The following is a 26907-nucleotide window of genomic DNA, read 5'->3' on the forward strand; positions in this document are numbered from 1 at the left end:
ATTTCTCCAAAGCGCTTTGAGAACGCGGCGCTGCGGATTGTACGGGTGCCACCGCAGGGCGGAATACGGGTTGCACCTAATGCCGGCCAGGCAAACGCAACAAGCCTGTGGCCAGGGCCGTGCCGCATACCACCACCAGCCCGCAGCCCAGCATCCACGGCGTCAGGGCCTCGCCCAGAAACACCGCCCCGTACAGCACGGCAAACACCGGCACCACAAAGGTTACGGTCAGCGCTTTGGCCGGGCCGATGTTGGCAATCAGCCGGAAAAAGACGATGTAAGCCAGTGCGGTAGACACCGTGCCCACCACCAGCAGCGCGGCCCAGGCGTGCAGGCTGGGCCAGTGCGCAGGCCACAACCAGAAGGCGGGCAGGGCCAGGCCCAGGGCGGCACCGATCTGGCTTCCGGTGGCAATCACCAGCGGCGGCACGTTGCCCAGAAAGCGCTTGGTGTAGCTGCCGGTGAGGCCGTAGCAAGCCGCCGCCAGCAGGCAGGCCAGCACCGCCCAGCCGGGCGCGATGCCGTGGCTGTCGGGCTTGAAGCTGGCTTTGTCCCAGGCCAGCAGGGCCACGCCGACAAAGCCGATCACCAGCCCCAGGCTGCGCGAGGCGTTGGGCCGGTCGCGCAGCCAGAGCCATGCGATCAGCGTGCCAAACAGCGGCGTGGTGGCGTTCAAAATTGACGATAAACCAGTGGTGATGGACAGCAGCGCAAACGAAAACAGCGCAAATGGCACACCCGAATTCAGCACGCCGACCAGCAACACCGGCTTCCAGTGTTGGCGTAGGCCTGGCATCTGCCCCTGCCAGGCCAATACGGGCAGCAGGGCCAGCGCGGCAATCGCCACCCGCAGCGCCGCCGTGGGCACCGCGCCCATCTCCATCGAGGCGGTGCGCATAAAGATGAACGACGCACCCCATACGGCGGCGAGCAACACAAAATCAAAAACCCAGGGCTTGGACGTTGCTTTCAAACCAAAACTCCTTGGACTTTCGCAGCGCCCCCTGTGTCGCCTTTTGGGCGCACAGAGGGACTTGCGAAAGTTTTGCCCATTTCCAATTGCAACAGCGCGGTTTTGCGTTCCAGTCCACCGGCATAGCCGGTAAGTGAGCCATCCATGCCCAGCACGCGGTGGCAGGGCACCAGCACGCTAACGGGGTTGCGCCCCACCGCACCGGCCACTGCCCGCACCGCGCTGGGGCGGCCCAGGGACTGGCTTAACGCCCCGTAGCTGGTGGTGGCACCGCGCGGGATCTGCAGCAGCGCCTGCCACACGGCCTGCTGGAAGGGCGTGCCACCCACCAGGTCCAGCGGCAGGGTGACATGGGCCGTGGCACCGGCAAAGTAGGCATCCATGAAAGCCGTGGTTTGCAGCAATAGCGGATGCTGGGGGGCCAAGTGCCAGGTGGCCATGTCGGGCTGGTGGCGCTGGCCGTCAAACCACAGGCCGCACAGGCCCAAGTCGGTGGCGGCGGCCAGCATGGGGCCGAGAGGGCTGGCAAAGCGGACGTAATCCGGGGTGGTGGTAAATTTCATATAAAAATGGCAGTTAGCGCAGGTAGATCATTCGTGAGTAGCTATATTTTTAGTAGCAGTTGCTTTGGCGGGCAATTCGGCCCAGGCGCGCAGCACGGCGTAGCTGCGCCAGGGTTTCCAGGCCTGGGATGCCGCCTCGGCCGCCAGGCTGGCCAGGCGTACGTTCGGGGCATCCTGCACGCCCAGGGCTTTGTGCAGGGCCACGTCACCCGCCGGAAATGCATCCGGCCAGCGCAGGGCGCGCATGGCGATGTACTGGGCCGTCCAGTCGCCGATGCCTGGCAGGGCTTTGAGGGCTGCTATGGTGCCGTGCACCGGGACACCGCCGTGCAGGGCGAGCTGGCCGCTGTCCACCGCGCGGGCCAGGGCCAGGATGGCGCTTTGCCGCTGTTTGACAATACCGAGCTGGCCCAGCGCGTCGCCGGTCAGTTGCGCCAGTACGGCGGCACGGGGGAACAGCCGGGTTAGCTCGGGAAAAGGCGTAGCGATGGGCTCGCCAAAGGCATCCACCAGCCGCTGCGCCAGAGTGCGGGCCGCGGCCACGGTAATCTGCTGGCCCAGCACGGCGCGCACCGCCAGCTCAAAGCCGTCCAGCGTACCGGGCACGCGCAGGCCTTCACACTTCGGGAAGCGGTGTTGCAGCACGCGGTGGATGGCCTGGGGGTCGGCATCCAGGTCCAGCCAGGCGCGCACGCGGCGTATCAACAGCGGCAGCACGCCATGCAGGCTGTCGGCCACGTGCAGCAGCACCTGGTGCCGCTCGGGCACGAACTCTGCGCGCAGCCAGCCCGTATGGGTAACCCCTGCTATTTTTATAGAAAAAGTGCGGCTAGCGCATATTCCATCTGCGCTAGTAGCTATTGATTCAATAGCATTTACTTGGCGCCGGCCCAGAAATGCCCCCATGGCCGCCACATCAAAAGGCGGGCGGTAACCAAGTTTGATGGCCAGGCCTTGGGCCCGTTCAGCAGCTGAGCCGCTGCGGCGCATTTGCGAGGGGTTGAGCCCGTAGCGTTCCACAAATACGGTGTTGAAGCGCCGCACGCTGGCAAAGCCGCTGACCAGCGCGATTTGCGCCACCGGCAGTTGGGTGTCGGCCAGCAGTTGCTTGGCGGTGAGCAGGCGGCGGGTTTGCAGGTACTGCAGTGGCGAGACGCTGAAGTGGGTTTCGAAAATACGCCGCAAATGCCGGTCGCTGACACCCAGGCGGGCGGCCAGTGCGGGCAGGGCGCTGCCACCCTCGTCGCTCCAGGCTTCTGGCTCGTCCAGCATGCGGGCGGCCTGGTGGGCCAGAATGCTGGTGGCATCCTGCATCGACCACACCAACGCATGCGGTGCCAGCTCGGGGCGGCAGCGCAGGCAGGGCCGGAAACCCGCGCTTTCGGCCTGCGCCGGGTGGCCAAAGAAACGGCAGTTTTCGCGCTTGGGGGTTTTGACGGCGCAGACCGGGCGGCAGTAGATGCCGGTGGAGGTCACGCCGGTGAAAAAGCTACCGTCAAACCGGGCATCGCGGGTCTGCAGGGCCCGGTAGCAGGCGGCATCGTCGGTGCTTAAATCGGTGCGTTGGTCGGTCGGTGCCATGCCTGCATGGTACGCGAGGCCTGCGGGGAGATTAGCCGTTTTCGGACCTGTGGGCGGCACTGCTGGCGTTGCTGTTTTCATGCGCCAGCGGCATAGTGACAAGGCAAATAAAGTTCATCGGGCCAAAGTACGCCAGGTGCTTGACTGCATGCGTGCACTTTTGCGCCCGAAACAATGTCAGTCTCAAAAAGATTGACAACTTTAAATTGCGCGTCCGTAGGGGCCCCCGAACGATCAGTTCAAGACGGAATTCAACAAGTAAGCTACGTGGAGTTCACTAACGTTTGAACTTTAAGTCCGAAAACGTCAAGGTTGAAGGGTTTGGTGAGAACTTGCATCCCGGCGGGCAGGTGCCCGTGGCTCAGCACGGCGTTCTCGGCGTAGCCAGTGACGAAGAGCACTTTGAGCTCGGGCTTGACCACGCGCGCGGCATCGGCCAAGTGCCTGCCGTTCATCCCGCCGGGCAGGCCGACGTCTGTCACGAGCATCGCGATGGATTGGTTCGTGTGGAGCAACTCCAACGCGCTGGGGCCGTCGCCCGCTTCGATCACACGGTAGCCGAGTTCGCCAAGCATCTCCGCCATCAGCATGCGCAGCGACGCCTCGTCGTCGACTACGAGAACCGTCTCGCCAGATTCGGAGGGGGTTGGCTGCGGCGCGGCTCTCTCGGCCTCGGTGTCGATTTGTGCGCCCTCGTGTCTGGGAAGGTAGATGCAGACGTTAGTGCCCGAGCCCACTTCCGAATAGATACGCGTGTGCCCGCCCGATTGCCTGGCGAAGCCGTACACCATGGACAGGCCTAGCCCCGTCCCCATACCGATCGGCTTGGTGGTGAAGAATGGGTCGAACGCGCGGGCAACGATGTCTGGCGCCATGCCGGTCCCCTCATCACTCACGCAAATCGAGATGTATTGCCCGGGCAGCATTTCGAGCGCGCTCGCCGCGCGCTCGTCCAGAGCCCGGTTGGCCGACTCGATCACGAGACGGCCGCCAGCGGGCATCGCGTCGCGCGCATTGATGCACAGGTTCAGCAGCGCGTTCTCCAACTGGCTGGGGTCTGCATTGACGGACCAGAGCCCAATGCCGCCGACGACCTCCAACACGATTTCTGGGCCGATCGTGCGCCGGATCAAGTCTTCGAAGCCCCCGATCAACGCGTTGACGTTGAACACTTTGGGCTCCAGGGTCTGTTGGCGCGAGAACGCGAGCAGCCTGTGGGTCAAGGATGCCGCGCGCTTGACTGCCCTCTGCCCGATGTCGAGGTATCGCTCCAAATCCGGGCCTCCCTGCAGCTTGCGGCGCAACAACTCGTAGCTGTTCGACATGACGGCGAGCAAGTTATTGAAGTCGTGGGCCAGGCCTCCAGTGAGCTGGCCCACCGCCTCCATCTTCTGGGATTGGCGCAGCGCAGCTTCCGCCTTCATCAGCTTCGCGGTGCGCTCTTGGACCTGTTGCTCAAGGGTGAAGGCCAGTTCCTGGAGCTCCTCCTCGGCGCGGCGTCGCTCGACAGCTTGGCGGGTTCGGTGCGCGACTTCCTTGATGAGCACCAGTTCATCGGCCGTCCAGGGCCTTACGGTTGCGTTGTTGAGAAAAAGCATCGCCACGAAATCGCCACCTTCGCTCACCGGCATGTTGACCATGGCGCGCACACCGACTTCGATCAGGGCGTTGGCCGTGTGGCGCGTCCGAGGGTCCAACCGCGCATCGGCGAACACCACGGTCTCGCCCCGCTTTAAGTCCTCGATGAAAGTGCCGAAATCCCTGAATTGAAACGTGCCCGAAAGCTCTTTGGTGCCCGGAGCGTTCCAATTGCGAGCGATCGCAATTGACTCGCGCGCCATGTCGATGGTGCCGTAACCTACTCGGCTCACGTCCAGCACGCGGCCCAAAGCCTCAGCGGCGCGGTAGGCCACCTCGTCGGCATCCAGCGGGCCGCCGAAGACGTCCCGGTCGAGGTATTCAAGCAGCTCGGCGCGGCGCCGCGACAGCACCACTTCGGTGATGTCTTGGGATATACCCGCCATGGAGCTTGGCACGCCGTCGATTCCGCACTTGACCTCGCCCGTCACGCGCACCCATATCAACCTCCCGTCCGGTCGAACGATCCGGTATTCGATGTCGTAGGTTTCGCGCGTGGAGAGCGACCGCGCCACCGCGTCGCGCATTCTTGCCTGGTCGTCAGGATGCACCGCATCGAGAAGCTGTGCGTAGGTGAATACCTCGTCGAGTCGGCGCCCGAAGTTTTCTTTGCAGTGCGTCGACGCTTCGAGGGAAAACGTGGCCAAGTTCAAATCCCACACGCCCAGGCGCGCGGCCTCGGTGGCCGAGAGAAGCCGGGCCTCGCTTTTCTCCAACGCCCGGGTCTTCTTGAACCGCTCGAGCCAGTTGACGACGCGTTGGCCGACCTCTTTGGTGAACGCCAATTCGCCCGCGGTCCACCGCCGCTCGTCCTTGAAATTCACGAAGAACACGCCAACCAAAATGCCCGCCTCGAGCACGGGGACGTTCACAAACGAGCGCGCTGCCTTGGCCTCGAGCGAGGCTGCCGCCGAGTTGGTTCTCGGGTCCTCTCGCACGTCGTTGATCGCGATGAATTCGTTTCGCTTCAAGCTGTCGATGAACGATCCGTAGTCGCGAAGATGGATCGACCCGGCAAGGCTTTCGACTCCGGGCGCGCGCCAGTCCCGCTCGACGGTCGACGTCTCCTTGAAGTGGTCGACCGCGCCAAATCCGACGCGGCTGACCGACAAGGACTTGCCAAGCATTTCCGACGCCAAAAAGCTGATCTCTTCCGTCGACCCGGCGGCTGCGACCTTCTCGGTGAGCTCCGCCAACGCCTCACTGCGCGTCCTCATGGCTACCCGATCGGTGGCGTCCAAGCCTTGGAGAAAAATTCCCTCGACCGAACCGTCCGAGTCCCGGACGGGTTGGAGGACGAAATCGACGAACAGCTCAACGACGGGCTCGGCTTCGCCAGCTTTCATCAGGTATTTAGCGCTCTCCACGGAGTAGGGGATGCCCGATGCGAACACTTGGCCGAGCAGCTCCACATACCCCTGCTCGGCCACTTCCGGGAGCGCAGCGGCCATCTCCTTGCCTAGCACTGGGCGGTCGCCGACCAATTTCAAATAGTTGGGGTTGGCGAACTCAATGACATGGGATGGGCCGCGAAAATAGGCCATGAAGCTGGGAGCCTGTGAGAAGAGTCTGACGAAGCGCTCGAGCTCGTCTTCGCGCGACTGCGCGGTGGAGGATGTTTCACCGGTCATTTGACACCATGTAGCGCACCTTGGCGATTAGGGTGGAGAATTCGAATGCCTTGTGTCTCTTTGACAACGCTGTTCAGCGTGCGGGAGATTCGTTTTCTATCTGATGTATCAGCGAAGGGGTGAATCTCCCAATCATCGGCAGCAGTGGATAGCGTTTCACCATTCGACTGGCTCATGGCTGCCCGATACGAAGACGGGAACCGGGTCTGAAGCTCTGCCTCAGCTGCCTCTATAAAGTGATCTTCAACGTTAAACGGCATGGGTTAATGTCAATCCTCTTATTGCTGTCTGAATGTCCGCTGCTGGCCGAAAGCAGACATCGTAACAGCCCAAAAGTGATGTTGAATCTGCCTTAACCCGGTATCCCAACAGACTTTATTTTTCTCCGACGAACTTTATTTACGCTCGTCAATAGGCGGCACCGTTCTCGGGGAAAATCAGGGCATGTCACATCAAATCATGGAAGTCACGGGGTCCGATTGGGGGGGGCGCCATCCGGTCGAAGCGCTGACCGACACGCTGGAAAACGGCGGCGTGCTGTATTTTCCGGCGCTGGCGTTTACGCTGACGCCAGACGAACTACCGCTGCTACGCCCCGGCGTACGGGCTCCCAAATCGCGCAACATCAGCCAGCCTGCGCACGGTGTCGTCAAGGGGGCCGTGGGTTCGCCAGAAGAAATGGCCGCCCTGAGCGACATGATGCAGCGCTTTCGCCGCCAAGCGGTGCAGCTGGTGCACGGCCTGTTTCCCCGTTACAGCGCCCATTTGCGGCTGGAGCCCACCAGCTACCGCCCGACCGAGGTGGCCACGCGCACCCAGTCGTGGCGGGCCGACGACAAGCGCCTGCACGTAGATGCGTTCCCGTCGCGGCCGAACCGGGGCGAGCGAATTCTGCGGGTGTTCAGCAACATCAACCCGCAGCACAAGCCCCGGGTGTGGCGAGTGGGCGAGCCGTTCGAGGCCATGGCCCAGCAGTTTTTGCCCTTGATTCCCGGTTATCGGGCCTGGGAGGCGCACTTGCTGCGCGGCCTGGGCATCACCAAGTCGCTGCGCAGCGAGTACGACCACATGATGCTGCAACTGCACGACCACTTGAAGCGCGACGCGAACTACCAAAAGAACGCGCCGCAAACTGTGGTCGAGTTTGCTGCGGGCAGCACCTGGGTATGTTTTTCCGACCAAACCCTGCACGCGGTGCACGGCGGCCAGTACATGATGGAGCAGACATTTTTCATGCCGCCCCAGCACCAGTACCGGCCCGACCAGAGCCCGTTGGGAATACTGACCCGGTTGGCCGGGCACCCCTTGCAGGGCGCACCTCTTTAAATCGACAGTCCTGCGCCTTTGGCGGCCAGCAATACCAGGCTGTTGGCGGGCAGTGGAAAGATGTCTTTGCCCTGGCCCACCCAGCCGCCCAGGCCGCGTGGTTGGGTGCTGTCCAGCACCACCTGCCAGGCACCGGCGGGCAGCAGGAAGGGGTCAATGGTGTTGCCTGCATTGACCAGCAGCAGCAGCGGGGCACGGGCCTTGCCGGGTTTGCCGATCAGGCAGCCCAGCACCCGGTGCTGCGGGTCGCGCCAGGCATCGCCTTCCAGGGGCACACCGCTGCCACGCAGCCACGACAGATCGGGCAGGCCCAGCACGTCGGCCACGCCGCTGTACCAGTGATTGGCAAAAGGCAGGGCCTGGTGGCGCAGGGCGATGACGCGGCGGGTGAAAGCGAGGAGATCTTCGTCGGCGGCGGCCCAGTCGATCCAGGTGGTGGGGTTGTCCTGGCAGTACGGGTTATTGTTGCCACCTTGTGTATGGCCTAATTCATCGCCAGCGCATATCAGCGGTGTGCCTTGTGCTAGCAAAGTAGTAGCAAGAAGGGCGCGTTGCAGGTTGCCGCGCAAGGTGGTGACGGCCGGATCATCGCTAGGGCCTTCGGCACCACAGTTGAAATTGAGGTTGTGGCCGTGGCCGTCGCGGTTGTCTTCCAGGTTGGCCAGGTTGTGGCGCTGGTTGTAGCTCACCAGATCGCGCAGGGTGAAGCCGTCGTGCGATACCACGTAGTTCACCGACTCGCCGGGGGCGCGTTGGCGCGGTTGGTACATGTCGCTGGAGCCGCACAGGCGCTGGGCCATGTCGGCACGGGTGTTGTCGGCCACCGGCGCACCGGAAGCGGCGGCGGTTTGTATCCAGAAGCCGCGCATGCTGTCGCGGAAATGGTCGTTCCATTCCAGCCAGCCACGCGGAAAACCGCCGGTCTGGTAGCCGCCGGGCCCGATATCCCAGGGCTCGGCGACCATTTTCACGCGCGACAGCACCGGGTCTTGGGCCACGGCGGTGAAGAAGGCGCTGTTGCGGTCAAAACCGGTGTCGGTGCGGCCCAGCACCGGGGCCAGATCAAACCGGAAGCCGTCCACATGCATCTCGCCCACCCAGTAGCGCAGGCTGTCCAGCACCATTTGCAGCACGCGCGGCTGGCGTATGTCGATGGTGTTGCCGCAGCCGGAATAATTGTCGTAGTGGGCCGGGGCCTCGGGCGGCAGGCGGTAGTAGCTGGCGTTGTCCAGGCCGCGAAAGCTGATGGTCGGGCCGCCGTCACCGGCTTCGGCCGTGTGGTTGTAGACCACGTCCAGCAACACCTCCAGCCCGGCGGCGTGCAGGGTTTTGACCATGGCGCGGAACTCGTCGCGGGGAGATACACCGTCCACGCCGCTGGACAGCCGCGGGTCCACACTGAAAAAGCCCAGGGTGTTGTAGCCCCAATAGTTGCTCAAGCCCATGCCGCTCAAGCGCTCTTCGCTCAGCGAATACTGCACGGGTAGCAGGCTCACCGCAGTGATGCCGAGCTGTTTCAGGTGGTTGACCGAGGCGGGGTGGGCCAGCCCGGCGAAGCTGCCGCGCAGGGCGGGCGGGATGTTTTCGTTCAGCTTGGAGAAGCCTTTGACGTGGCATTCGTAGAACACCGAGTCCGCCAGCGGCACACGGGGGGCCTGGTCACCGGCCCAGTCGAAATGGTCGAAGGTTACGCGGGCCTTGAGCGCCAGCGGGGCGTTATCGCGCGTGTCCATGTGGCGCGGGTGCAGCCGGTCGCCCGCAAAATGCTCGTCGCGCCATGCAAATTGGCCCAGGATGTCGCGGGCGTAGGGGTCGAGCAGCAGCTTGGATGCATCAAAACGGTGCCCTCGGTCGGGCCGCCAGGGGCCGTGTGCCCGCAAACCGTACACCAAACCGGGCTGGGCACCCGGCAGGTAGCCGTGCCACACATCGCTGGTGTGGGTGGGCAGCCGGAACCGGGCGGTCTCGTGCTGGCCGCTGGGGTCGAAGATGCACACCTCCATGGCCTGGGCATGGGCGGAAAACACCGCGAAGTTGATGCCAGTGCCGTCAAAGCTGGCACCCAGCGGCCAGGGCTGCCCAGCCTGTACTTCGGGTAGGGCAGCTTCGGGTAGGGCGGGGCGGCCGGTTAGGACCGCGGTGGGGGCAGGGGCAGTTGTCAGACTTTCCATTCAAGCATCACTGTGGCCAGGGGAGGCAGGTTGAGTACAACGGAATACGGTTTACCGTGCATGGACACCGCCTCAGCAGAAGCCGTGCCAAGTGGTGTGCCGACGTTGCTGCCACCGTAGTGCGCCGAGTCGGTATTGAGCTTTTCGTAGTAGGTACCTGCTTGCGGTACACCGAGCCGGTAGCCATTCCAGACGTTGGGGGTGAAGTTGCATACCACCACGATGAAGCTGCTATCGTCCATCCCCCGGCGGATGAAGCTCAGTACCGAGCGCTCGGCATCGTTGTGCTCGATCCATTCAAACCCGGCGGGTTCAAAGTCCTGCTGGTACAGCGCCGGGGTGCTGCGGTAGAGATGGTTCAGGTCACGCACCAGTTGCTGCATGCCGGCGTGGGGGGCCTGGTCCAGCAGATGCCAGTCCAGGCTTTGCTCGAAGTTCCATTCGCGGTCTTGCGCAAACTCACAGCCCATGAACAGCAGTTTTTTGCCGGGGTGGCCAAACATGTAGCCCATGAAGGCGCGCAGGTTGGCAAATTGTTGCCAGCGGTCGCCGGGCATTTTGTTCAGTAGCGAGCCCTTGCCATGCACCACTTCGTCGTGCGAGATCGGCAGTACGAAGTTTTCGGTGAACGCATACACCAGGCTGAAGCTGATCTCGCCCTGGTGGTGCTTGCGGTAGATCGGGTCGCGCTCCATGTAGGCCAGGGTGTCGTGCATCCAGCCCATGTTCCATTTGTAGTGGAAACCCAGGCCACCGGCGTAGGTCGGACGCGATACGCTGGGGAATGCGGTGGACTCTTCGGCCAAGGTAATAGCCTGCGGACGTTCGCCACCCACCACCTCGTTCATGCGTTTCAAAAAGGCGATGGTTTCTAAATTTTCGCGACCACCGTGCGCGTTGGGAATCCATTCCCCCGCCTTGCGGCTGTAGTCGCGGTACAGCATAGAGGCCACCGCATCCACACGCAGGCCGTCCACGCCAAAGCGCTCCAGCCAGTACAAGCCATTGCCCACCAGGAAGTTGCTGACCTCGGTGCGGCCCAGGTTGTAGATCAGGGTGTTCCAGTCGTTGTGGAAGCCTTCGCGCGGGTCGGCGTACTCGTACAGGTGCGTGCCGTCAAAGTTGCCAAGGCCATGCGCGTCGGTGGGGAAGTGGGCGGGCACCCAGTCCAGAATCAAACCCAGTCCTTCGGCGTGGCAGCGTGCCACAAAGCGCGCAAAGCCTGCCGGGTCGCCAAAGCGGGCGGTGGGCGCGTACATGCCCACGGGCTGGTAGCCCCAGGAACCGTCAAACGGGTGCTCGCTGATGGGCATCAGCTCCAGGTGGGTAAAACCCATGTCGCGGGAATAGGGCACCAGGGTGTCGGCCAGTTCATCCCAGTCCAGCCAGCGGTTGCCCTCATCGGTATTGCGCCGCCACGAGCCCAGATGCACCTCGTAAATACTGATGGGCGCATCTAGCGCATTGGCCTGATTGCGCGCCGTGGACGGCGGCACAAATGGAGGCAGATTCGCCACCACGCTGGCCGTGGCCGGGCGCAATTCGGCCTGCAGGGCGTAGGGGTCGGAGCGCGCGGGCAGCACCTCGCCATTCTGGGTACGGATCTCGTATTTGTATTTGGCACCCACTTGTACGCCCGGCAGAAACAATTCCCACACGCCGCATTCGCGCCGCAGGCGCATGGGGTGGCAGCGGCCGTCCCAGAAGTTGAAGTCGCCCACCACGCTGACGCGGCTGGCATTGGGTGCCCACACGGCGAAGCGGGTACCCGCCACGCCTTCCATCACGGTAGGCTGTGCACCCAACACCTCGTAAGGGCGCAGATGCGTGCCTTCGCCCAGTAGCCACACGTCCATTTCGCCCAATACGGTGGGGAAGCGGTAGGGGTCGTCGATGGTGCCGCTGTGGCCATCGGTCCAGACCACCCGCAGGCGGTAGGCAGCGCCCGGGGCCAATGTGATTTTGCCCTCAAAAAAACCGGCTTCGTCCTGCAAGGCCAGTGGCCCCAGCACCATGCCCTTGGCCGACTCCACCACCACGCTGTGTGCGCCGGGGAGGAAGCAGCGTACCGACGTGGTGCCGGTGGCCAGCGCGTGCGGGCCAAGTACCGCAAAAGGGTCTCCGTGGCGTGCGCCACCAATCATCTCAACATCATGGGCGTGCAGCATAAGAACCGATCTAGAGTGGGTTTACATGGAGTGAATCGCGTAATCGCGTAATAGCGCTGTTGTCTGTCACCGCATTTTTCTTACAGCGCCTTCGGGGCGTCTGCCGCAATGTGCCAGATCTGCTGGGCGTATTCGCGGATGGTGCGGTCGGAAGAGAACACCCCCATACCTGCCACATTGGTAATGGCCTTGGCACACCAGGCGGAAGGCTGGCGGTATAGGTCGTCTACCAGGGATTGCGTAGCCACATAAGAGGCGTAGTCGGCCAGCAGCAGGTAATGGTCGCCGCCCCACAGCAGCGAATCCACCAGCGCGCGGTAGCGGCCGGGCTCGTCGGGCGAGAACTGGCCGCCAGAGATCGCGTCCAGCACGGCTTTGAGGGCTGGCGTGCTTTCGTAGTAGCGCATGGGCTGGTAGCCGCTTTGCTTCAGGGCCTGCACTTCGGGGGTTTTGAGGCCGAAGATGAAGATGTTGTCGTCGCCCACGTTCTGGCGGATTTCGATGTTGGCACCGTCGTCGGTACCGATGGTCAGCGCGCCGTTCAGCGCCAGCTTCATGTTGCCGGTGCCCGAGGCTTCGGTGCCTGCGGTGGAAATCTGCTCGGACAAGTCTGCGCCCGGCATGATGATCTCGGCTACCGACACGCCGTAGTTGGGCATGAACACCAGCTTGAGCTTGTCGCCAATACGCGGGTCGTTGTTGATCACGCTGCCCACGTCGTGGATCAGGCGGATGATGGACTTGGCGGTGACGTAACTGGAAGCTGCCTTGCCCGCGAAGATCACGGTGCGCGGCACCCAGTTGGCGGTCGGGTTGGCCAAAATGGCCTGGTAGCGGGTAACCACGTGCAGCACATTCAGCAACTGGCGCTTGTACTCGTGGATGCGCTTGACCTGCACGTCAAACAGGCTGTCGGGGCTGACCTGGATGCCGGTGCTTTTTTCAATGGCGTTGGCTAGGCGTACCTTGTTGGCCCGTTTGACTTCCATGAACGACTTTTGAAACGCCGCGTCGTCCTTTTTGGCCTTGAGCTTTTGCAGTTGGTCCAGGTCCAGGCGCCAGCCCTTGCCCAGCGTGCTATCCAGCAAATTTGACAGGCCAGGGTTGGCCTGGGCCAGCCAGCGGCGCGGGGTCACGCCGTTGGTCATGTTGGTGAAACGGTCGGGCCATATAGCGGCGAAGTCGGCAAAAATGGTTTGTACCAGTAGCTCGGAGTGCAGGGCCGACACGCCATTGACCTTGTGGCTGCCGACAATGGACAGGTTGGCCATGCGCACACGGCGCTCGCCTTGCTCGTCGATCAGCGACAGGCGCGCCAGGAAGGCGTTGTCGCCGGGGCGGAACTGGGCCGCCATTTCCAGAAACTCTTTGTTGATGCGGAAGATGATTTCCAGGTGGCGCGGCAGCACGTGCTGCATCAGGCCCACGGGCCAGGTTTCCAGCGCCTCGGGCATCAGGGTGTGGTTGGTGTACGAGAAAGTTTTGCAGCAGATAGCCCAGGCTTTGTCCCAGGGCATGCCGTGCTCGTCGCACAGCACCCGCACCAGTTCGGCCACACCAATGGCAGGGTGGGTGTCATTCAAATGGATGGCCACATGCTCGGCCAGGTTGTCCAGTGAGGGGTGTTCGCGCAGGTGGCGTACCACCAGGTCTTGCACCGATGCGGACACAAAGAAATACTCTTGCTTCAGGCGCAGTTCGCGCCCGGCGGGCGTGCTGTCGTTGGGGTAGAGCACCCACGAGATGTTCTCGTATTCGTTTTTCATGCTCGCCGCACGGGCGTAGTCGCCGGTGTTGAAAGCATTCAGGTCGATGTGGGCGGGCGCTACGGCTTTCCATAGGCGCAAGGTGCTGACCTTGTCGGTGCCGTGGCCGGGCACTACCATGTCGTAGGCTTTGGCCGCGACTTCACCGGCGTTGCGCCACACGGGTGCGCCGTTGACCTGCTCCACCCAGCCGCCAAAACGCACCGGGTAGCTGATATCGGCACGGGGGAATTCCCAAGGTGTGCCGTTTTCCAGCCAGGGATCGGGGTATTCCATTTGCGCACCGTTCTGAATGTCTTGCGCAAACATGCCGTACTCGTAACGGATGCCGTAGCCAAAAGACGGCAAGCCGACAGTGGCCATGGAATCCAGGAAACAGGCGGCAAGACGGCCCAGGCCCCCGTTGCCCAGGGCGGCATCGGGCTCGCGGTCGGCTACGGTCTCCAGAGTCTGGGCAAATTTTTGCAGGCCGGTGGCGGCTTCACCGCGGATGTCCAGCGCGCCCAGCGCATTGGACAGGGTACGGCCCATCAAAAACTCCATCGATAAATACACCACACGGCGGGCTTTGGCTGCATGGTCTCGGGCCTGGGTTTGCACCCAGCGCTGAGACAGCTGCTGGCGCGCAACTTGCGACACGGCCAGCATCAAATCGTTCGGGGTGGCCTCTGCGGGGCTGACACCCACGGTATCGAGTAAATGCTGTTCAATACCGGCTTGGATGGAGGTAGCTGTAGGGGCAATACGCTGGGTCACAGGGGCATCCTTTGTGTGGGTTGGCACAAGCCGTAATCCGATGTACGGATGGCTATTTTTCTAGTCTAAGCGCTTTGAATGCGGGTACACCGCTTATTTCCAGAATTCTCGCACGAGGTAACCTGGCGGTAACTGTTTTTTAAATCCTCGGATTAAGATGCTGGCGTTAACCAAAAACCCGGTCAACAATTAGCCCAGGAATTGCGCCAGTTTCCCTGTTCGCCCAGAAGGCCTACAGGAGCTAACCCGTAAATCCTAATCCCTTTTCTGGAGACAAAAAATGCAGCAAAACAACTTAGCGCTCGGTCTGGACCTGCCCAAACGGGCAATTGCACTGGTGCTCGCCGGTGGGCGCGGCAGCCGATTGATGAACCTGACAGACCGCCGTGCCAAGCCAGCGGTGTATTTTGGTGGCAAGTTCCGCATCGTTGACTTTGCACTGTCCAACTGTTTGAATTCTGGCATCCGCCGCATTGGTGTCATTACCCAGTACAAATCGCACAGCTTATTGCGCCATTTACAGCGCGGTTGGGCGTTTTTGAAAAACGAAATGAACGAGTTTGTCGATCTGTTGCCCGCACAGCAGCGCAACGACAACGAAAACTGGTACCGGGGCACGGCCGATGCGGTCTACCAAAACCACGACATTCTGGAAAGCTACGGTGCCGACTACATCGTGGTGCTGGCGGGCGACCATATCTACAAGATGAACTACGCGCTGATGCTGGCCGACCACGTGGCCCAAGGGCGTGAATGCACCGTGGGCTGCATCGCCGTGCCACGCGCCGAAGCATCGGCTTTTGGCGTGATGGCCATCGACGACAACCGATTGATCACCGAGTTTTTGGAAAAACCCGCCGATCCACCGTCCATGCCCGGCAACCCTGACATGTCGCTGGCCAGCATGGGCATTTATATTTTCAACGCCGCCTTCTTGTATGCCGAACTGGAACGCGACATGGCCGACCCCACGTCTAGCCACGACTTTGGCAAGGACATCATTCCGCGCGCTGTGCGCAATGGCCTGGCCACCGCCCACCCGTTCTCCATGAGCTGCGTGCCCGATGCGGCCGAGGACGAACCGTATTGGCGCGATGTCGGCACGATCGATGCCTACTGGGATGCCAACATCGACCTGACCGCCACCGAGCCCAAGCTCAACCTGTACGACACCCACTGGCCCATCTGGACCTACCAGGCCCAATTGCCACCGGCCAAGTTTGTCCACAACACCGACGACCGGCGTGGGATGGCGATCGAGTCCATGGTGTCCGGCGGCTGCATCGTCTCGGGCAGCGTGCACCGCTCGGTGCTGTTTTCCAGCGTGCGGGTGCATTCGTATTCAGAGGTCAAATGGTCCGTGCTCTTGCCCGATGTACAGATTGGCCGCGGTGCACGCATCAACCGTGCGGTGATCGACCGCGGCTGCGTGATTCCCGACGGCATGGTGATCGGTGAAGATGCCGCCCAGGATGCCGAGCGTTTCCACCGCAGTGAAAACGGCATCACGCTGGTCACGCCTTCGATGCTCAAAAAGCTGGCGGGATGAAAGTTCTGCAAGTAGGGGCCGAGGTTTTTCCTCTGGTCAAAACCGGCGGCTTGGCCGACGTGCTGGGGGCCTTGCCCCAGGCGCTGGTGGCAGCAGGTGCCGATGTACGCCTGCTGCTGCCGGGCTTTCCCGCGATTCTGGCGGGCTTGCAAAAGTCGGTCGTTGTTTGCGAGATTGGCGCAGCTTTTGGCGCGGCCCGCGTGCGTCTGGTGCGGGGCACCATCGCCGCCAGTGGCATTTCGGCCTATGTGGTCGATGCCCCTTACTATTACCAGCGCACGGGCAACCCGTACCTGGGTGCCGATGGACTCGAATGGCCAGACAATGCCCAGCGCTTTGCCTTACTGGGTTGGGTGGCGGCGCACGTGGCGGCGGGTGGGCTGGACCCTGCCTGGACCCCGGACGTACTGCACGCCCACGACTGGCATGCCGGCATGGCCTGCGCCTACCTGGCTTCTAACCAGGCGGCCACGGTAGCCACTGTCTACACGGTGCACAACCTGGCCTACCAGGGCCTGTTTGATGCCAAGGACTTCCATCTGCTGGGCTTGCCGGTGCGCTTCATGGACCCCACCCGGCTGGAATACCACGGCAAATTCTCGTTCATGAAAGCCGGGTTGACCCATGCCCAGCGCGTCACCACCGTCAGCCCCAGCTACGCCGGGGAGATTGCCACCAACGAGTTTGGCTGCGGTCTGGACGGCGTGGTGCGTTCGCGGGGTGCGGACGTGTCCGGCATTTTGAACGGTGTGGACGACGCAGTATGGAACCCGGCGGCCGATAAAGACATCACCGCACCGTATTCCGCCGCCAAACTGGCGGGTAAAGCCGCTTGCAAAGCAGCCTTGCAAAAGGAACTCGGTTTGCAGGTGGATGCCAAGCGGCCCTTGTTCACCCTGGTGAGCCGCCTGACCCCGCAAAAAGGCCTGGACCTGGTGCTGGCCGCGATTCCCGAAATGCTGGCTGCTGGTGCGCAACTGGCGGTGCAAGGCAGTGGTGATGCGCTGCTGGAAAAAGCCTTTACCGAGGCCGCCGTAGCGCATCCCGGGCAGGTCGTGGTGCGCCTGGGTTACGACGAGCCGTTTGCCCACCAGATGATTGCCGGAGCCGATGCCATGCTGGTGCCTTCGCGGTTCGAACCCTGCGGGTTGACCCAGCTCTACGCCCTGCGTTACGGCACGGTGCCGGTGGTGCGGCGCGTGGGTGGGCTGATCGACACGGTGGTGGACACCAGCGATGCCAGCTTGCAAGCAGACACCGCCACAGGCTTCATGTTCGGCCCGGCCAGCAAAGAGGCCTTGGCCCTGGCAGTGCACCGCGCTGTACACGCCTTTGGCCAACCGGCCGTATGGGCGCAGTTGCAGCAGCGTGGCATGGCGCAAAACTTCTCCTGGGCTGCAGCGGCTACGCAGTATCTGGCCCTGTACAAGACGCTCTGCACGCCAGCTAAAACCCTGACCAAGGCTAAAAAGTAGCTAAAAAGCGCCGGGCAATTGACCGGTGATGGGCTGTCAGGGATACACGCACGGCGTGACTACAATTCTGGCAGTCCATCCGGTCATCCCCACAGGGGTGGCCGACTTTTTGATTTATTTACTCCCCTCACACCATGCACATCGCCAGCTCCATCTTCAAGGCCTACGATATCCGCGGCATTGTTCCCACTACGGTGACCGAAGCGGTTGCCGAGGGCATCGGCAAGGCCTTTGGGACGATCGCGCTGGCAGAAGGCGAAACCACGGTGGCGGTGGGTCGTGATGGCCGTCTGAGCGGCCCATCGCTGGTAGCCGCGCTAATACGGGGTCTGGTGGCAGTAGGTATTGACGTTATCGACGTGGGCACCGTCACCACGCCCTTGCTGTACTTTGCGGCCAACACCCTGTGCCGCAGCGGCATCCAGGTCACCGGCAGCCACAACCCCAAGGACTACAACGGCTTCAAGATGGTCATGGGCGGCCGGTCCATCCATGGCGATGAAATCCAGGCCCTGCGCCGCATGATGGAAGCCGAGACCTGGGTGCCCCAGGCCGGTGGCTCGGTACGCAGCGCGGATGTGCTGCCCGCCTACACCGCCCGCATCGTCTCCGACATTAAATTAGCCCGCCCGATGAAGATCGTGGTCGACTCCGGCAACGGCATTGCAGGCGCTTCGGCCCCCGACATCCTGCGCGCCATCGGCTGCGAAGTGATCGAGCTGTTCAGCGAGGTGGACGGCAACTTCCCCAACCACCACCCCGACCCCAGCAAGCCCGAAAACCTGCTGGACCTGATCGCCGCCCTGAAAACCAGTGGTGCCGAGCTGGGCTTGGCTTTTGATGGCGACGGCGACCGTCTGGGCATCGTCACCCAGGACGGCAACAATATCTACCCCGACCGCCAGATGCAGCTGTTTGCCGAAGACGTGCTGCGCCGCGTCCCCGGCGGCACGATTTTGTTCGACGTGAAATGCTCGCAGCGCCTGGCCCCGGCCATTGCCGCCGCCGGTGGTCACCCGCTGATGTTCAAAACCGGCCACTCGCTGATCAAAGCCAAGATGAAAGAAATCGAAGCGGCGGGCGGACAGGCCCCGTTGGGTGGCGAAATGAGCGGCCACATCTTCTTCAAAGAGCGCTGGTTTGGTTTTGACGATGGCACCTACGCGGGCTGCCGCCTGCTGGAAATCGTCAGCCAGTCGCCCGATGCCAATGTAGTGCTCAACGGCTTGCCGACCAGTTTCTCCACCCCCGAGCTGAATGTGGCCTGTGCCGAAGGCGAGCCGCCGGTGGTGGTAGCCAAGGCCCTGGCGATGGTGGACTTTGCCGCGCCTGCGGTGGTCAGCACCATCGACGGCCTGCGGGTCGATTGGCCCGATGGCTTTGGTCTGGTCCGCGCCAGCAACACCACGCCAGTGCTGGTGCTGCGCTTTGAAGGTCACACGCCCGAAGCTCTGGAGCGCATCCAGCACGACATGCTGGCCCTGCTGCGCCGTGCCAAGCCTGATGCCACCCTGGCGGCCAGCGCACATTGATCACTGCCGCCGGGCCAGGGCAGGGCATGCGGGTGCTGATCGTCAAGCTGTCGTCTTTTGGTGACGTGGTCCAGACCCTGCCCACCCTGCACGACATGCGCCAGGCCTTGCCACTGGCCACGTTTGATTGGGTGGTCGAAGAAGCCTTTGCCCCGCTGCTCCACGCCCATGTGCCGTGCCTGGGCCGGGTGATTCCGCTGGCGCAACGGCGTTGGCGCAAAACACCGTTCAGCGCCAGCGTGCGGGCCGAAAAAGCCGCCTTCACCCAGACCCTGCGGACGCAAGCCTACGACGTGGTGATCGACTTCCAGGGCCTGATCAAATCCGCCCTGATCGCCCGCCAGGCCAGGCTGACCCCCAGTGGCTGGCGCGCCACCTACGGCAACGGCAGCGAAGACTGCGGTTTTGAATGGCCGGTGCGCTTCATGGTGCAGCGCCCCCAGCCCATGCCGCTGCGCATCCACTCCCTGCAGCGTTATCGCCGCCTGGCCGCGCTGGCGCTGGGCTATCCGCCCCGTGAAGACGGCATTGCCTACGACGAGTTGCAGGTCACCCCGGTACAGCCCGATGGCAGCGTGATGCTGGTCCACGGCACCACCCGGGTCGAGAACGAATGGCCGCTGGCCCACTGGGTACAAATCGGCCAGCACCTGGTGGCCCAGGGCCTGCCCGTCAGCGTACCCCAGGCGAATGCCTACGAGGAAGCATTTGCCCAGCAGCTGTGCCAGGCGATTGGCCCGCAGGCCCGCATGCTGCCGCGCATGGGTTTGGCCGCGCTGGCCGCGCAAATGGCAGGCTGTGTGGGCGTGGTGGGGGTGGATTCGGGCCTGAGCCACCTGGCCGTGGCGCTGAAGCTGCCGCATGTGCAAATCTTCAGCCAGCCGCGCATCTGGCGGGCTGGGCCGTTGGGCAACCCTTACCAGGTGGCCGTGGGCGGGGCTAGGGCTCCCGATGTAGACACCGTGTGGCAAGCATGGCAAGCTGTGTGGAGCCTGTTCCATAACCCCCAAGCTGTTCCTGCATGAATGTTCTGATCGTCAAACTCTCTTCCCTGGGGGATGTGGTGCACGCCATGCCCGCGGTGCAAGACATCTTGCACGCCTTTCCCGGCGCACAGGTGGACTGGGTGGTCGAACCCGAATTTGCCCCTCTGGTACGCCGCTGCGCCGGTCTGCATCGGGTCATTGAGTGCGATTTGAAGCGCTGGCGCGAAACCGTGTTTACCGCCGACACCCGCAATGCTTGGAGGGCTTTCTCGTCCGACCTGCAGTACGAATGCTACGACGCGGTACTGGACCTGCAAGGTGTGAGCAAGTCGGCCCTGGTGGCCAAAATGGCGCGCCTGGGTACCGACGGTCTGCGTTACACGCTGGCCAACCAGACCGAGGGAGCTGCATTCCAGGCACCTACGCGCTGGGTTGCCGATGTGGCTGTGCCGGTGGAGTCGCACATCCACGCGGTAGACCGGGCGCGGGTGATGTGTGCACGGGCACTTGTTTACGCCTTGCCAGAAATAATGTCTTTTGGGCTGCTGGCGCATGCGGATAAAGCGCAACGTGCTACCAAAAGTATAGTAAATCAATTTTTTGATGTGGGCCAGGTTGAAGCCACCCCCATCGTGGCTTTTCTGCACGGCAGTGCACGTTCCGACAAAAGCTGGCCAGAAGCCCATTGGCTGGACTTAGGCCACCGCCTGAACGACCTGGGTTACACCGTGGCGTTTGCCCATGGCAATGATGAAGAGCAGTGGCGCAGCGAAAGCCTGGCCAACCGCCTGAACCAGTCCATCGTCTGGCCCCGCATGCCTATCGGCGCACTGACTGACGCGTTGGGCGAATGTCTGGGGGCTATCGGTGTAGACAGTGGCCCCAGCCAGATCGCCGCCGCGTTAGACCTGCCACTGGTCAAAATCTACAACTTCGACACGGTATGGCGCACCGGCCCGCAAGACGGCCACCACCAGTTCAGCGTTTTTGCCGAACCCACCCCTAGCGTGGATGCGGTGTGGAGCGCCTGGATGCAGGCCTCCGCCCTGGCCTCGCTGCGGGATTCGGCGCATTGATCCGTGCGTTGATTCGGGCCTTGTATTCCCTGCTGGTCTGGCTGGCCAGCCCGTTGCTGCGCCGCAAACTGCGCCGCCGTGCCCTGGCCGAACCGGGTTATGGCGTTGCCGTACCCGAGCGCTTTGGCCACTACACCCAGCCACCTGGCCAGGGCTTTGTGTGGCTGCACGCCGTATCGCTGGGCGAAGCCCGCGCCGCGGCCATACTGCTGACCGCCTTGCGCCGCGAGATGCCGGGTATGCGCCTGCTGCTGACGCATGGCACGGCCACCGGGCGGGCAGAGGGGCAGGCACTGCTGCAGCCGGGCGATGTGCAGGTGTGGCAGCCTTGGGACAGCCCGGGTGCGGTGCGGCGCTTTGTGCGGCATTTTCGGCCTCGCATCGGCATCCTGATGGAGACTGAAATCTGGCCGAATCTGCTGGCCGCCTGCCAAGCCGCGGGCATTCCGGTGGTGCTGGCCAACGCCCGGCTCAGTGCCAAATCGCTGCGCCAGGCCCGGCGCTTGTCGGCCTTGTCCAGGCCCGCTTACAGCGCGCTGGCGGCCGCGTGGGCCCAAACTGCAGCCGACGCGCAGCGGCTGGCCGAGGCCGGGGCACCGACACCATTGGTGCTGGGCAATCTGAAGTTTGATGCCACGCCCAACGCCGAACAGCGCGCTGCAGGCCAGGCATGGCGCAGGGCAGGGCGACCGGTGGTGCTGCTGGCCAGCGCCCGCGAAGGCGAAGAACTGATGCTATTGCAATATTTACAGTCTTTTTGGCCTCTAGCGCATATGCCGAATGGGCTAGTAGCTACACAATTAGGAGTGACGGACGTGCAGTGGCTCATCGTGCCGCGCCACCCGCAGCGCTTCGATGCGGTGGCGGCCCTGGTGGCGGAGCAGGGTTTCAGCCTGTCCCGCCGCAGCCAGTGGGCCGATAGCCCTCAGCCCGCCGACGTGTGGTTGGGCAACTCGCTGGGCGAAATGGCGCTGTACTACGGCCTGGCCGATGTGGCTTTGCTGGGCGGTAGCTTCGCCCCGCTGGGCGGGCAAAACCTGATCGAAGCCGCTGCCTGCGGCTGCCCGGTGGTGGTGGGGCCATCGACCTTCAACTTCGCCGAGGCGGCGGAGCTGGCCATCGCCGCCGCCGCTGCCTGCCGCGTCGCCGATATGCCCGCCGCCGTGGCCCAGGCACTGGCCTGGCTGAATGCGCCCGAGACCCTGGCCCGCGCCGCCGCCGCCGGACCGCAGTTCGCCGGAACCCACCAGGGAGCGGCGCTGAAAACTGCTTTGGCGATCAAAAAATTTTTAGTATAGAAAGTGCCTCTAGCGCATGCGATACCTGTGCAAGTAGCTCACTTTTTAATAGCATCCGTCGCACTGGCCGAAAGATCGGCTTCCAGCGTACGGCGCTCGTCGAACACGAAGCAACTGCCTTGGTAGTGCGCGCCGTCGGTTTCTTCGAAGTATTTGAGGATGCCTCCTTCTAGCTGGTAGACGTGGTCCAGCCCTTCCTCGCGCATCAGAATCGCGGCTTTCTCGCAACGGATACCGCCGGTGCAGAAGCTGACTACGGTTTTGCCTTGCAGCTCGGCTTTGTGCTCGCGCAGGGCCTGGGGGAACTGGCTGAATTTGTCGATGCGCCAGTCGATGGCTCCGGTGAAGCTGCCGTGGTCCACCTCAAAGGCGTTGCGGGTGTCCAGCGTGACCACGGGGCGGCCCTCGTCGTCCACGCCCTGGTCCAGCCAGCGCTTCACTGTGGCGGAATCTACCGCAGGTGCTCGGCCCAAAGGATCGGTGAAATTGGGTTGGATGGCCGGATGGTCCATGCGGATGATTTCATTTTTCACCTTGACCAGCATTTTTTTGAACGGCTGGCTGGCCGACCAGCTCTCTTTGGGCGCAATGTCGGCAAAGCGCGGGTCGGCGTGCAGGCGGGTGATGAAGCCGCGCACGGCCGCCTCGGGGGCCGCCAGAAACAGATTGATGCCTTCACCGGCCAGCAGGATGGTGCCTTTGAGCTCTAGCGCGGTGGCCCAGCCGTGTAGCAAGTCGCGCAGGGCAGGGGCATCGGGCAGGGGGACGAATTTGTAGGCGGAGATGTTGAGGATGGAGTTCACCCCACAATTTTAAGAGTCATCCCGCCACCTAAAATGGGCTGATGTTTGTTCATCTCCGCCTCCACACCGAATTTTCTGTCGTTGACGGCACCAACCGCATCGACGACACCGTCAAAGTCGCAGCCAAAGACCAGCAGCCCGCGCTGGCCATCACCGACCTGAGCAACCTGTTTGGCACGCTCAAGTTCTACAAGGAAGCGCGTGGCAAAGGCGTCAAACCGGTCATCGGCGCCGAAATCTTCATGGAAGGGCAGGGCCTGGACACCACTGCCTTGTCGCGCGTCATCGTGCTGGTGCAGAACAAGCAGGGCTACCTGAATTTGTCCGAGCTGCTGGCCCGTGGCTATACCCAGAATATTGTCAAAAACCAGGCCGTCATCAGGTTGGCCTGGCTACAGGAGCTCAACGCGGGTCTGATTTGCCTGGCCGGTGCCCAGGCCGGGCCGGTGGGCCAGGCGCTGGTGCAGGGCGACACGGTGCGGGCCGATGCCATGGCCCGCCAATTGGCGGAGGTATTCCCGCAGCGCTTCTACATCGAGCTGCAGCGCGCAGGCCGCCCGGACGACGAGGCCCATGTGGTGGCCGCCGTGCAACTCGCGGCCCGCCTGCAGTTGCCGGTGGTGGCCACGCACCCGGTGCAGTTCACCGAAGAAACGGACTACGAGGCGCATGAGGCCCGCGTCTGCATCTCCGACGGCGAAATTCTGGGCAACCAGCGGCGTGTGCGCCGCTTCACCCGCGAGCAGTATTTCAAGTCCAGCGCGCAGATGCTGGCCTTGTTTGCCGATATACCCTCGGCCATCGCCAACACCATTGAGATTGCCCGGCGCTGCAACCTGACCTTGGTGCTCGGTAAGCCGCAGTTGCCCGACTTTCCCACGCCCGAGGTGGACGGCGTGCGCATGACACCCGACGACTACTTCCGCTACGCCTCGCACGAGGGCCTGAAAGAGCGCCTGCTGCACCTGTACCCCAATGAAGCCAAGCGCGAAGAAGTGCGCCCTGGCTACATCGAGCGGCTGGAGTTTGAGATCACCACCATTTTGAAGATGGGCTTCCCCGGCTACTTTCTGATCGTGGGTGACTTCATCAACTGGGCCAAAAAGAACGGCTGCCCGGTGGGGCCGGGCCGGGGTTCCGGTGCGGGTTCGTTGGTGGCCTATGCGCTGAAGATTACCGATTTGGACCCACTGCAGTACAAGCTGCTGTTCGAGCGGTTTTTGAACCCCGAGCGGGTGTCCATGCCCGACTTCGACATCGACTTTTGCCAGGGCAACCGCGACCGGGTGATCGATTACGTGAAAGAAAAGTACGGCAAAAACGCCGTCAGCCAGATCGTCACCTTCGGCACCATGGCCGCCCGCGCGGCCATCCGCGACGTCGGTCGGGTGCTGGACCTGAGCTACAACTTCTGCGACGGCATCAGCAAGCTGATTCCCAATAAACCCGGCATGTCGGTCACGCTGCAGTATCCGCCCGCCACCAAGAAAGACGGCGACAAGAACAACTACGCCATCGAAATGGAGCCGGTGCTAGCCGCCCGCATCGAGGCCGAGGAAGACGTGCGCACCCTGATCGAGATGGCGCAAAAACTCGAGGGCATGACCCGCAACGTCGGCATGCACGCCGGGGGCGTGCTGATTGCGCCGGGCAAGCTAACCGACTTTTGCCCGCTGTACCAGCAGCCTGGTAGCGAGTCGGCGGTGAGCCAGTTTGACAAGGACGATGTGGAGGCCATCGGCCTGGTGAAGTTCGACTTTTTGGGCCTGGCCACGCTGACCATTCTGGAGATTGCCAAGGACTTCATCGTCGCCCGCCACAAGGGCCAGGAGAACTTTGCGTTCGAAAACATCGCGCTGGACGATGTAAAAACCTACCGCCTGTTTTCCGAGGGCAAGACCGAGGCCGTGTTCCAGTTTGAAAGTACCGGCATGCAGCGCATGCTGAAAGACGCCAAACCCACCCGGCTGGAAGACCTGATCGCCCTGAACGCGCTGTACCGCCCCGGCCCGATGGACCTGATCCCCAGCTTCGTAGCGCGCAAACATGGCCGCGAGGTGGTGGAGTACCCGCACCCGCTGGTGGCCGAGATGCTCTCTGAGACCTACGGCATCATGGTCTACCAGGAGCAGGTGATGCAGACCGCGCAGATCCTGGGCGGCTACTCGCTGGGCGGTGCCGACATGCTGCGCCGCGCCATGGGTAAAAAGAAACTGGAAGAAATGGCCGAGCACCGCCAGATCTTCCGCGACGGTGCCGCCAAAAACGACATCAATGAGGCCAAGGCCGACGAAATCTTCGACCTGATGGAGAAGTTTGCAGGCTACGGTTTCAACAAGTCGCACGCCGCCGCCTACTCGCTGCTGGCGTACCACACCGGCTGGCTGAAGGTGCATTACTGCGCCGAATTCTTCTGCGCCAACTTGACGGTGGAAATGGACGACACCGACAAGCTCAAACTGCTGTTTGAAGATGCAGGCAAGATGGGCCTGACGTTTGAGCCGCCCAACGTCAACCTGGGCCGCCACCGGTTTGAGCCGGTCACCGACAAAATCATTCGCTACGGCCTGGGTGCCGTCAAAGGCACGGGCCAGCAGGCCATCGAGGCCATCGTGGCGGCGCGCGAAGCCGGTGGGCCGTTCACCAGCCTGTTTGACTTCTGCGTGCGGGTGGACAAGTCCAAACTGAACAAACGTACCGTCGAGGCGCTGATCAAGGCCGGGGCGTTTGATGCCATCGAGATCAACCGCGCTGCGCTGATCGCCTCGGTCGACCGCGCCTTCGCTTTTGCCGCCGCCGCACTGGCCAATGCCAACCAGGGCGGCCTGTTCGACATGGACGACAGCCATGGCTCCAGCACCCAAGAGCCGGAGTTGGTCGAAACCCCCATGTGGGGCATCAAGGAACGCCTGACGCTGGAGAAAACCGCGGTGGGCTTTTATTTGTCGGGCCATTTGTTCGACGAGGTGCGCAAGGAAGTGCGCCGCTTTGCCAAGCGCGACCTGGCCGACGCGGTGGACAGCCGCGACACGGTGATGTTTGCAGGCATCGTTAGCGACCTGCGCGTGATCAACGGCCAGCGCGGCAAGATGGGCCTGTTCCGGCTGGACGACGGCACCGGCATGGTCGATGCGCGGGTCAGTGACGCGCTGATGCAGGCGCACAAAAACCTGTTCAAGGACGACGAACTCATCATCGCCATGGGCCGGGTGCAAACCGACCGCTTTGGCGGTGGCGGCCTGCAGATGAACATCACCGAAGCCTGGGACCTGGCCACCGCGCGCTGCCGCTACGCCAAGTTCCTGCGCCTGCAACTCCCGCCGAATGCTACAGGCTCGGGGTTGGATATCGCCCAACTGGTGAAAGACTTCCCGCCCCAGCGCGAAACCACCGAGCAGGGCGATGTGGTGCACGGCCTGCCAGTGCGCCTATCGGTGCAGCGCCAAACCGCCCAAGGCAGCGCCGTGGCCATGTTGCAGTTGGGCGAGCAAGCCCGGTTTTACCCGACCGACGCGGCTCTGGCGTACTGTCTGGCGCAAGCCGCCCAAGCAGTCGTGGCGTACGAGGATTAGCCGGAAAAGTTTGCTATTAAGTTGATAGCTACTGGCGTATGCG

General features: G+C 62.8%; 17 protein-coding genes. 8 read left to right on the forward strand and 9 right to left on the reverse strand.

Features of this window, described 5'->3' with window-relative positions:
• Positions 1-76: 76 nt before the first annotated feature.
• The 5 genes from AC097L_RS01165 to AC097L_RS01185 all read right to left on the reverse strand — a co-directional run bounded on the left by AC097L_RS01165 (position 77) and on the right by AC097L_RS01185 (position 6646).
• Complete coding sequence (locus AC097L_RS01165; RefSeq protein WP_479584278.1) at positions 77-973, reverse strand: DMT family transporter; 897 nt, start codon at positions 971-973, stop codon at positions 77-79.
• Positions 970-1536 (reverse strand): methylated-DNA--[protein]-cysteine S-methyltransferase, encoded by a 567-nt coding sequence (locus AC097L_RS01170; protein ID WP_479584279.1) that lies wholly within the window; start codon positions 1534-1536, stop codon positions 970-972. The genes AC097L_RS01165 and AC097L_RS01170 overlap by 4 nt, the downstream gene beginning before the upstream one ends.
• Positions 1537-1563: 27 nt before the next feature.
• The gene (locus AC097L_RS01175) at positions 1564-3117 is read right to left on the reverse strand and encodes a DNA-3-methyladenine glycosylase 2 family protein (RefSeq protein WP_479584280.1); all 1554 of its coding nucleotides are present in this window, start codon (positions 3115-3117) and stop codon (positions 1564-1566) included.
• A 263-nt stretch (positions 3118-3380) separates the two neighbouring features.
• On the reverse strand, positions 3381-6386 hold the full coding sequence (locus AC097L_RS01180; RefSeq protein WP_479584281.1) for an ATP-binding protein: 3006 nt from the start codon (positions 6384-6386) through the stop codon (positions 3381-3383).
• The gene (locus AC097L_RS01185; protein WP_479584282.1) at positions 6383-6646 is read right to left on the reverse strand and encodes an SMI1/KNR4 family protein; all 264 of its coding nucleotides are present in this window, start codon (positions 6644-6646) and stop codon (positions 6383-6385) included. The genes AC097L_RS01180 and AC097L_RS01185 overlap by 4 nt, the downstream gene beginning before the upstream one ends.
• Before the next feature lie 184 nt (positions 6647-6830).
• Between AC097L_RS01185 and AC097L_RS01190 the strand changes: the two genes are divergently transcribed.
• A complete protein-coding gene (locus AC097L_RS01190) occupies positions 6831-7712 on the forward strand; it encodes a Kdo hydroxylase family protein (protein ID WP_479584283.1) in 882 nt (293 codons plus the stop codon).
• Here the strand turns inward: AC097L_RS01190 and glgX are convergent.
• The 3 genes from glgX to AC097L_RS01205 form a co-directional block, all read right to left on the reverse strand.
• Complete coding sequence (gene glgX, locus AC097L_RS01195) at positions 7709-9883, reverse strand: glycogen debranching protein GlgX (protein WP_479584284.1); 2175 nt, start codon at positions 9881-9883, stop codon at positions 7709-7711. The genes AC097L_RS01190 and glgX overlap by 4 nt on opposite strands.
• Positions 9871-12051, reverse strand: a complete 2181-nt coding sequence (glgB, locus tag AC097L_RS01200; protein WP_479584285.1) for a 1,4-alpha-glucan branching protein GlgB — start codon at positions 12049-12051, stop codon at positions 9871-9873. The genes glgX and glgB overlap by 13 nt, the downstream gene beginning before the upstream one ends.
• An 80-nt stretch (positions 12052-12131) precedes the next feature.
• Positions 12132-14573 carry a glycogen/starch/alpha-glucan phosphorylase gene (locus AC097L_RS01205; protein WP_479584286.1) on the reverse strand — a complete coding sequence of 814 codons (2442 nt, stop codon included), beginning with the start codon at positions 14571-14573 and terminating at the stop codon, positions 12132-12134.
• A 280-nt stretch (positions 14574-14853) separates the two neighbouring features.
• Between AC097L_RS01205 and glgC the strand changes: the two genes are divergently transcribed.
• The 6 genes from glgC to AC097L_RS01235 all read left to right on the forward strand — a co-directional run bounded on the left by glgC (position 14854) and on the right by AC097L_RS01235 (position 22489).
• A complete protein-coding gene (gene glgC, locus AC097L_RS01210; RefSeq protein ID WP_479584287.1) occupies positions 14854-16122 on the forward strand; it encodes a glucose-1-phosphate adenylyltransferase in 1269 nt (422 codons plus the stop codon).
• Positions 16119-17597, forward strand: a complete 1479-nt coding sequence (glgA, locus tag AC097L_RS01215; RefSeq protein ID WP_479584288.1) for a glycogen synthase GlgA — start codon at positions 16119-16121, stop codon at positions 17595-17597. Before glgC ends, glgA begins: the two co-directional genes overlap by 4 nt.
• Before the next feature lie 134 nt (positions 17598-17731).
• Positions 17732-19129: a phosphomannomutase/phosphoglucomutase gene (locus AC097L_RS01220; protein ID WP_479584289.1), complete on the forward strand. Its 1398-nt coding sequence runs from the start codon at positions 17732-17734 to the stop codon at positions 19127-19129.
• Complete coding sequence (gene waaC / locus AC097L_RS01225) at positions 19126-20154, forward strand: lipopolysaccharide heptosyltransferase I (RefSeq protein ID WP_479584290.1); 1029 nt, start codon at positions 19126-19128, stop codon at positions 20152-20154. The genes AC097L_RS01220 and waaC (AC097L_RS01225) overlap by 4 nt, the downstream gene beginning before the upstream one ends.
• On the forward strand, positions 20151-21191 hold the full coding sequence (gene waaC, locus AC097L_RS01230) for a lipopolysaccharide heptosyltransferase I (protein WP_479584291.1): 1041 nt from the start codon (positions 20151-20153) through the stop codon (positions 21189-21191). The genes waaC (AC097L_RS01225) and waaC (AC097L_RS01230) overlap by 4 nt, the downstream gene beginning before the upstream one ends.
• On the forward strand, positions 21191-22489 hold the full coding sequence (locus tag AC097L_RS01235; protein ID WP_479584453.1) for a 3-deoxy-D-manno-octulosonic acid transferase: 1299 nt from the start codon (positions 21191-21193) through the stop codon (positions 22487-22489). Before waaC (AC097L_RS01230) ends, AC097L_RS01235 begins: the two co-directional genes overlap by 1 nt.
• 38 nt (positions 22490-22527) lie before the next feature.
• On the opposite strand, the gene AC097L_RS01240 is transcribed toward AC097L_RS01235, so the two are convergent.
• Positions 22528-23292: a sulfurtransferase gene (locus AC097L_RS01240; RefSeq protein ID WP_479584292.1), complete on the reverse strand. Its 765-nt coding sequence runs from the start codon at positions 23290-23292 to the stop codon at positions 22528-22530.
• A gap of 41 nt (positions 23293-23333) precedes the next feature.
• Between AC097L_RS01240 and dnaE the strand changes: the two genes are divergently transcribed.
• Entirely contained in the window at positions 23334-26864 is a 3531-nt protein-coding gene (dnaE, locus tag AC097L_RS01245) for a DNA polymerase III subunit alpha (RefSeq protein WP_479584293.1), read from the forward strand.
• Positions 26865-26907: the final 43 nt, after the last annotated feature.

The sequence above is a fragment of the Rhodoferax sp. RT5P35 genome (assembly GCF_056521385.1).

Coding starts and splice junctions, on each gene's coding strand:
- AC097L_RS01170 (WP_479584279.1), bottom strand. CDS start 1,536: ATGAAATTTACCACCACCCCGGATTACGTCCGCTTTGCCAGCCCTCTC.
- AC097L_RS01175 (WP_479584280.1), bottom strand. CDS start 3,117: ATGGCACCGACCGACCAACGCACCGATTTAAGCACCGACGATGCCGCC.
- AC097L_RS01180 (WP_479584281.1), bottom strand. CDS start 6,386: ATGACCGGTGAAACATCCTCCACCGCGCAGTCGCGCGAAGACGAGCTC.
- AC097L_RS01185 (WP_479584282.1), bottom strand. CDS start 6,646: ATGCCGTTTAACGTTGAAGATCACTTTATAGAGGCAGCTGAGGCAGAG.
- AC097L_RS01190 (WP_479584283.1), top strand. CDS start 6,831: ATGTCACATCAAATCATGGAAGTCACGGGGTCCGATTGGGGGGGGCGC.
- glgX (WP_479584284.1), bottom strand. CDS start 9,883: ATGGAAAGTCTGACAACTGCCCCTGCCCCCACCGCGGTCCTAACCGGC.
- glgB (WP_479584285.1), bottom strand. CDS start 12,051: ATGCTGCACGCCCATGATGTTGAGATGATTGGTGGCGCACGCCACGGA.
- glgC (WP_479584287.1), top strand. CDS start 14,854: ATGCAGCAAAACAACTTAGCGCTCGGTCTGGACCTGCCCAAACGGGCA.
- glgA (WP_479584288.1), top strand. CDS start 16,119: ATGAAAGTTCTGCAAGTAGGGGCCGAGGTTTTTCCTCTGGTCAAAACC.
- AC097L_RS01220 (WP_479584289.1), top strand. CDS start 17,732: ATGCACATCGCCAGCTCCATCTTCAAGGCCTACGATATCCGCGGCATT.
- waaC (WP_479584291.1), top strand. CDS start 20,151: ATGAATGTTCTGATCGTCAAACTCTCTTCCCTGGGGGATGTGGTGCAC.
- dnaE (WP_479584293.1), top strand. CDS start 23,334: ATGTTTGTTCATCTCCGCCTCCACACCGAATTTTCTGTCGTTGACGGC.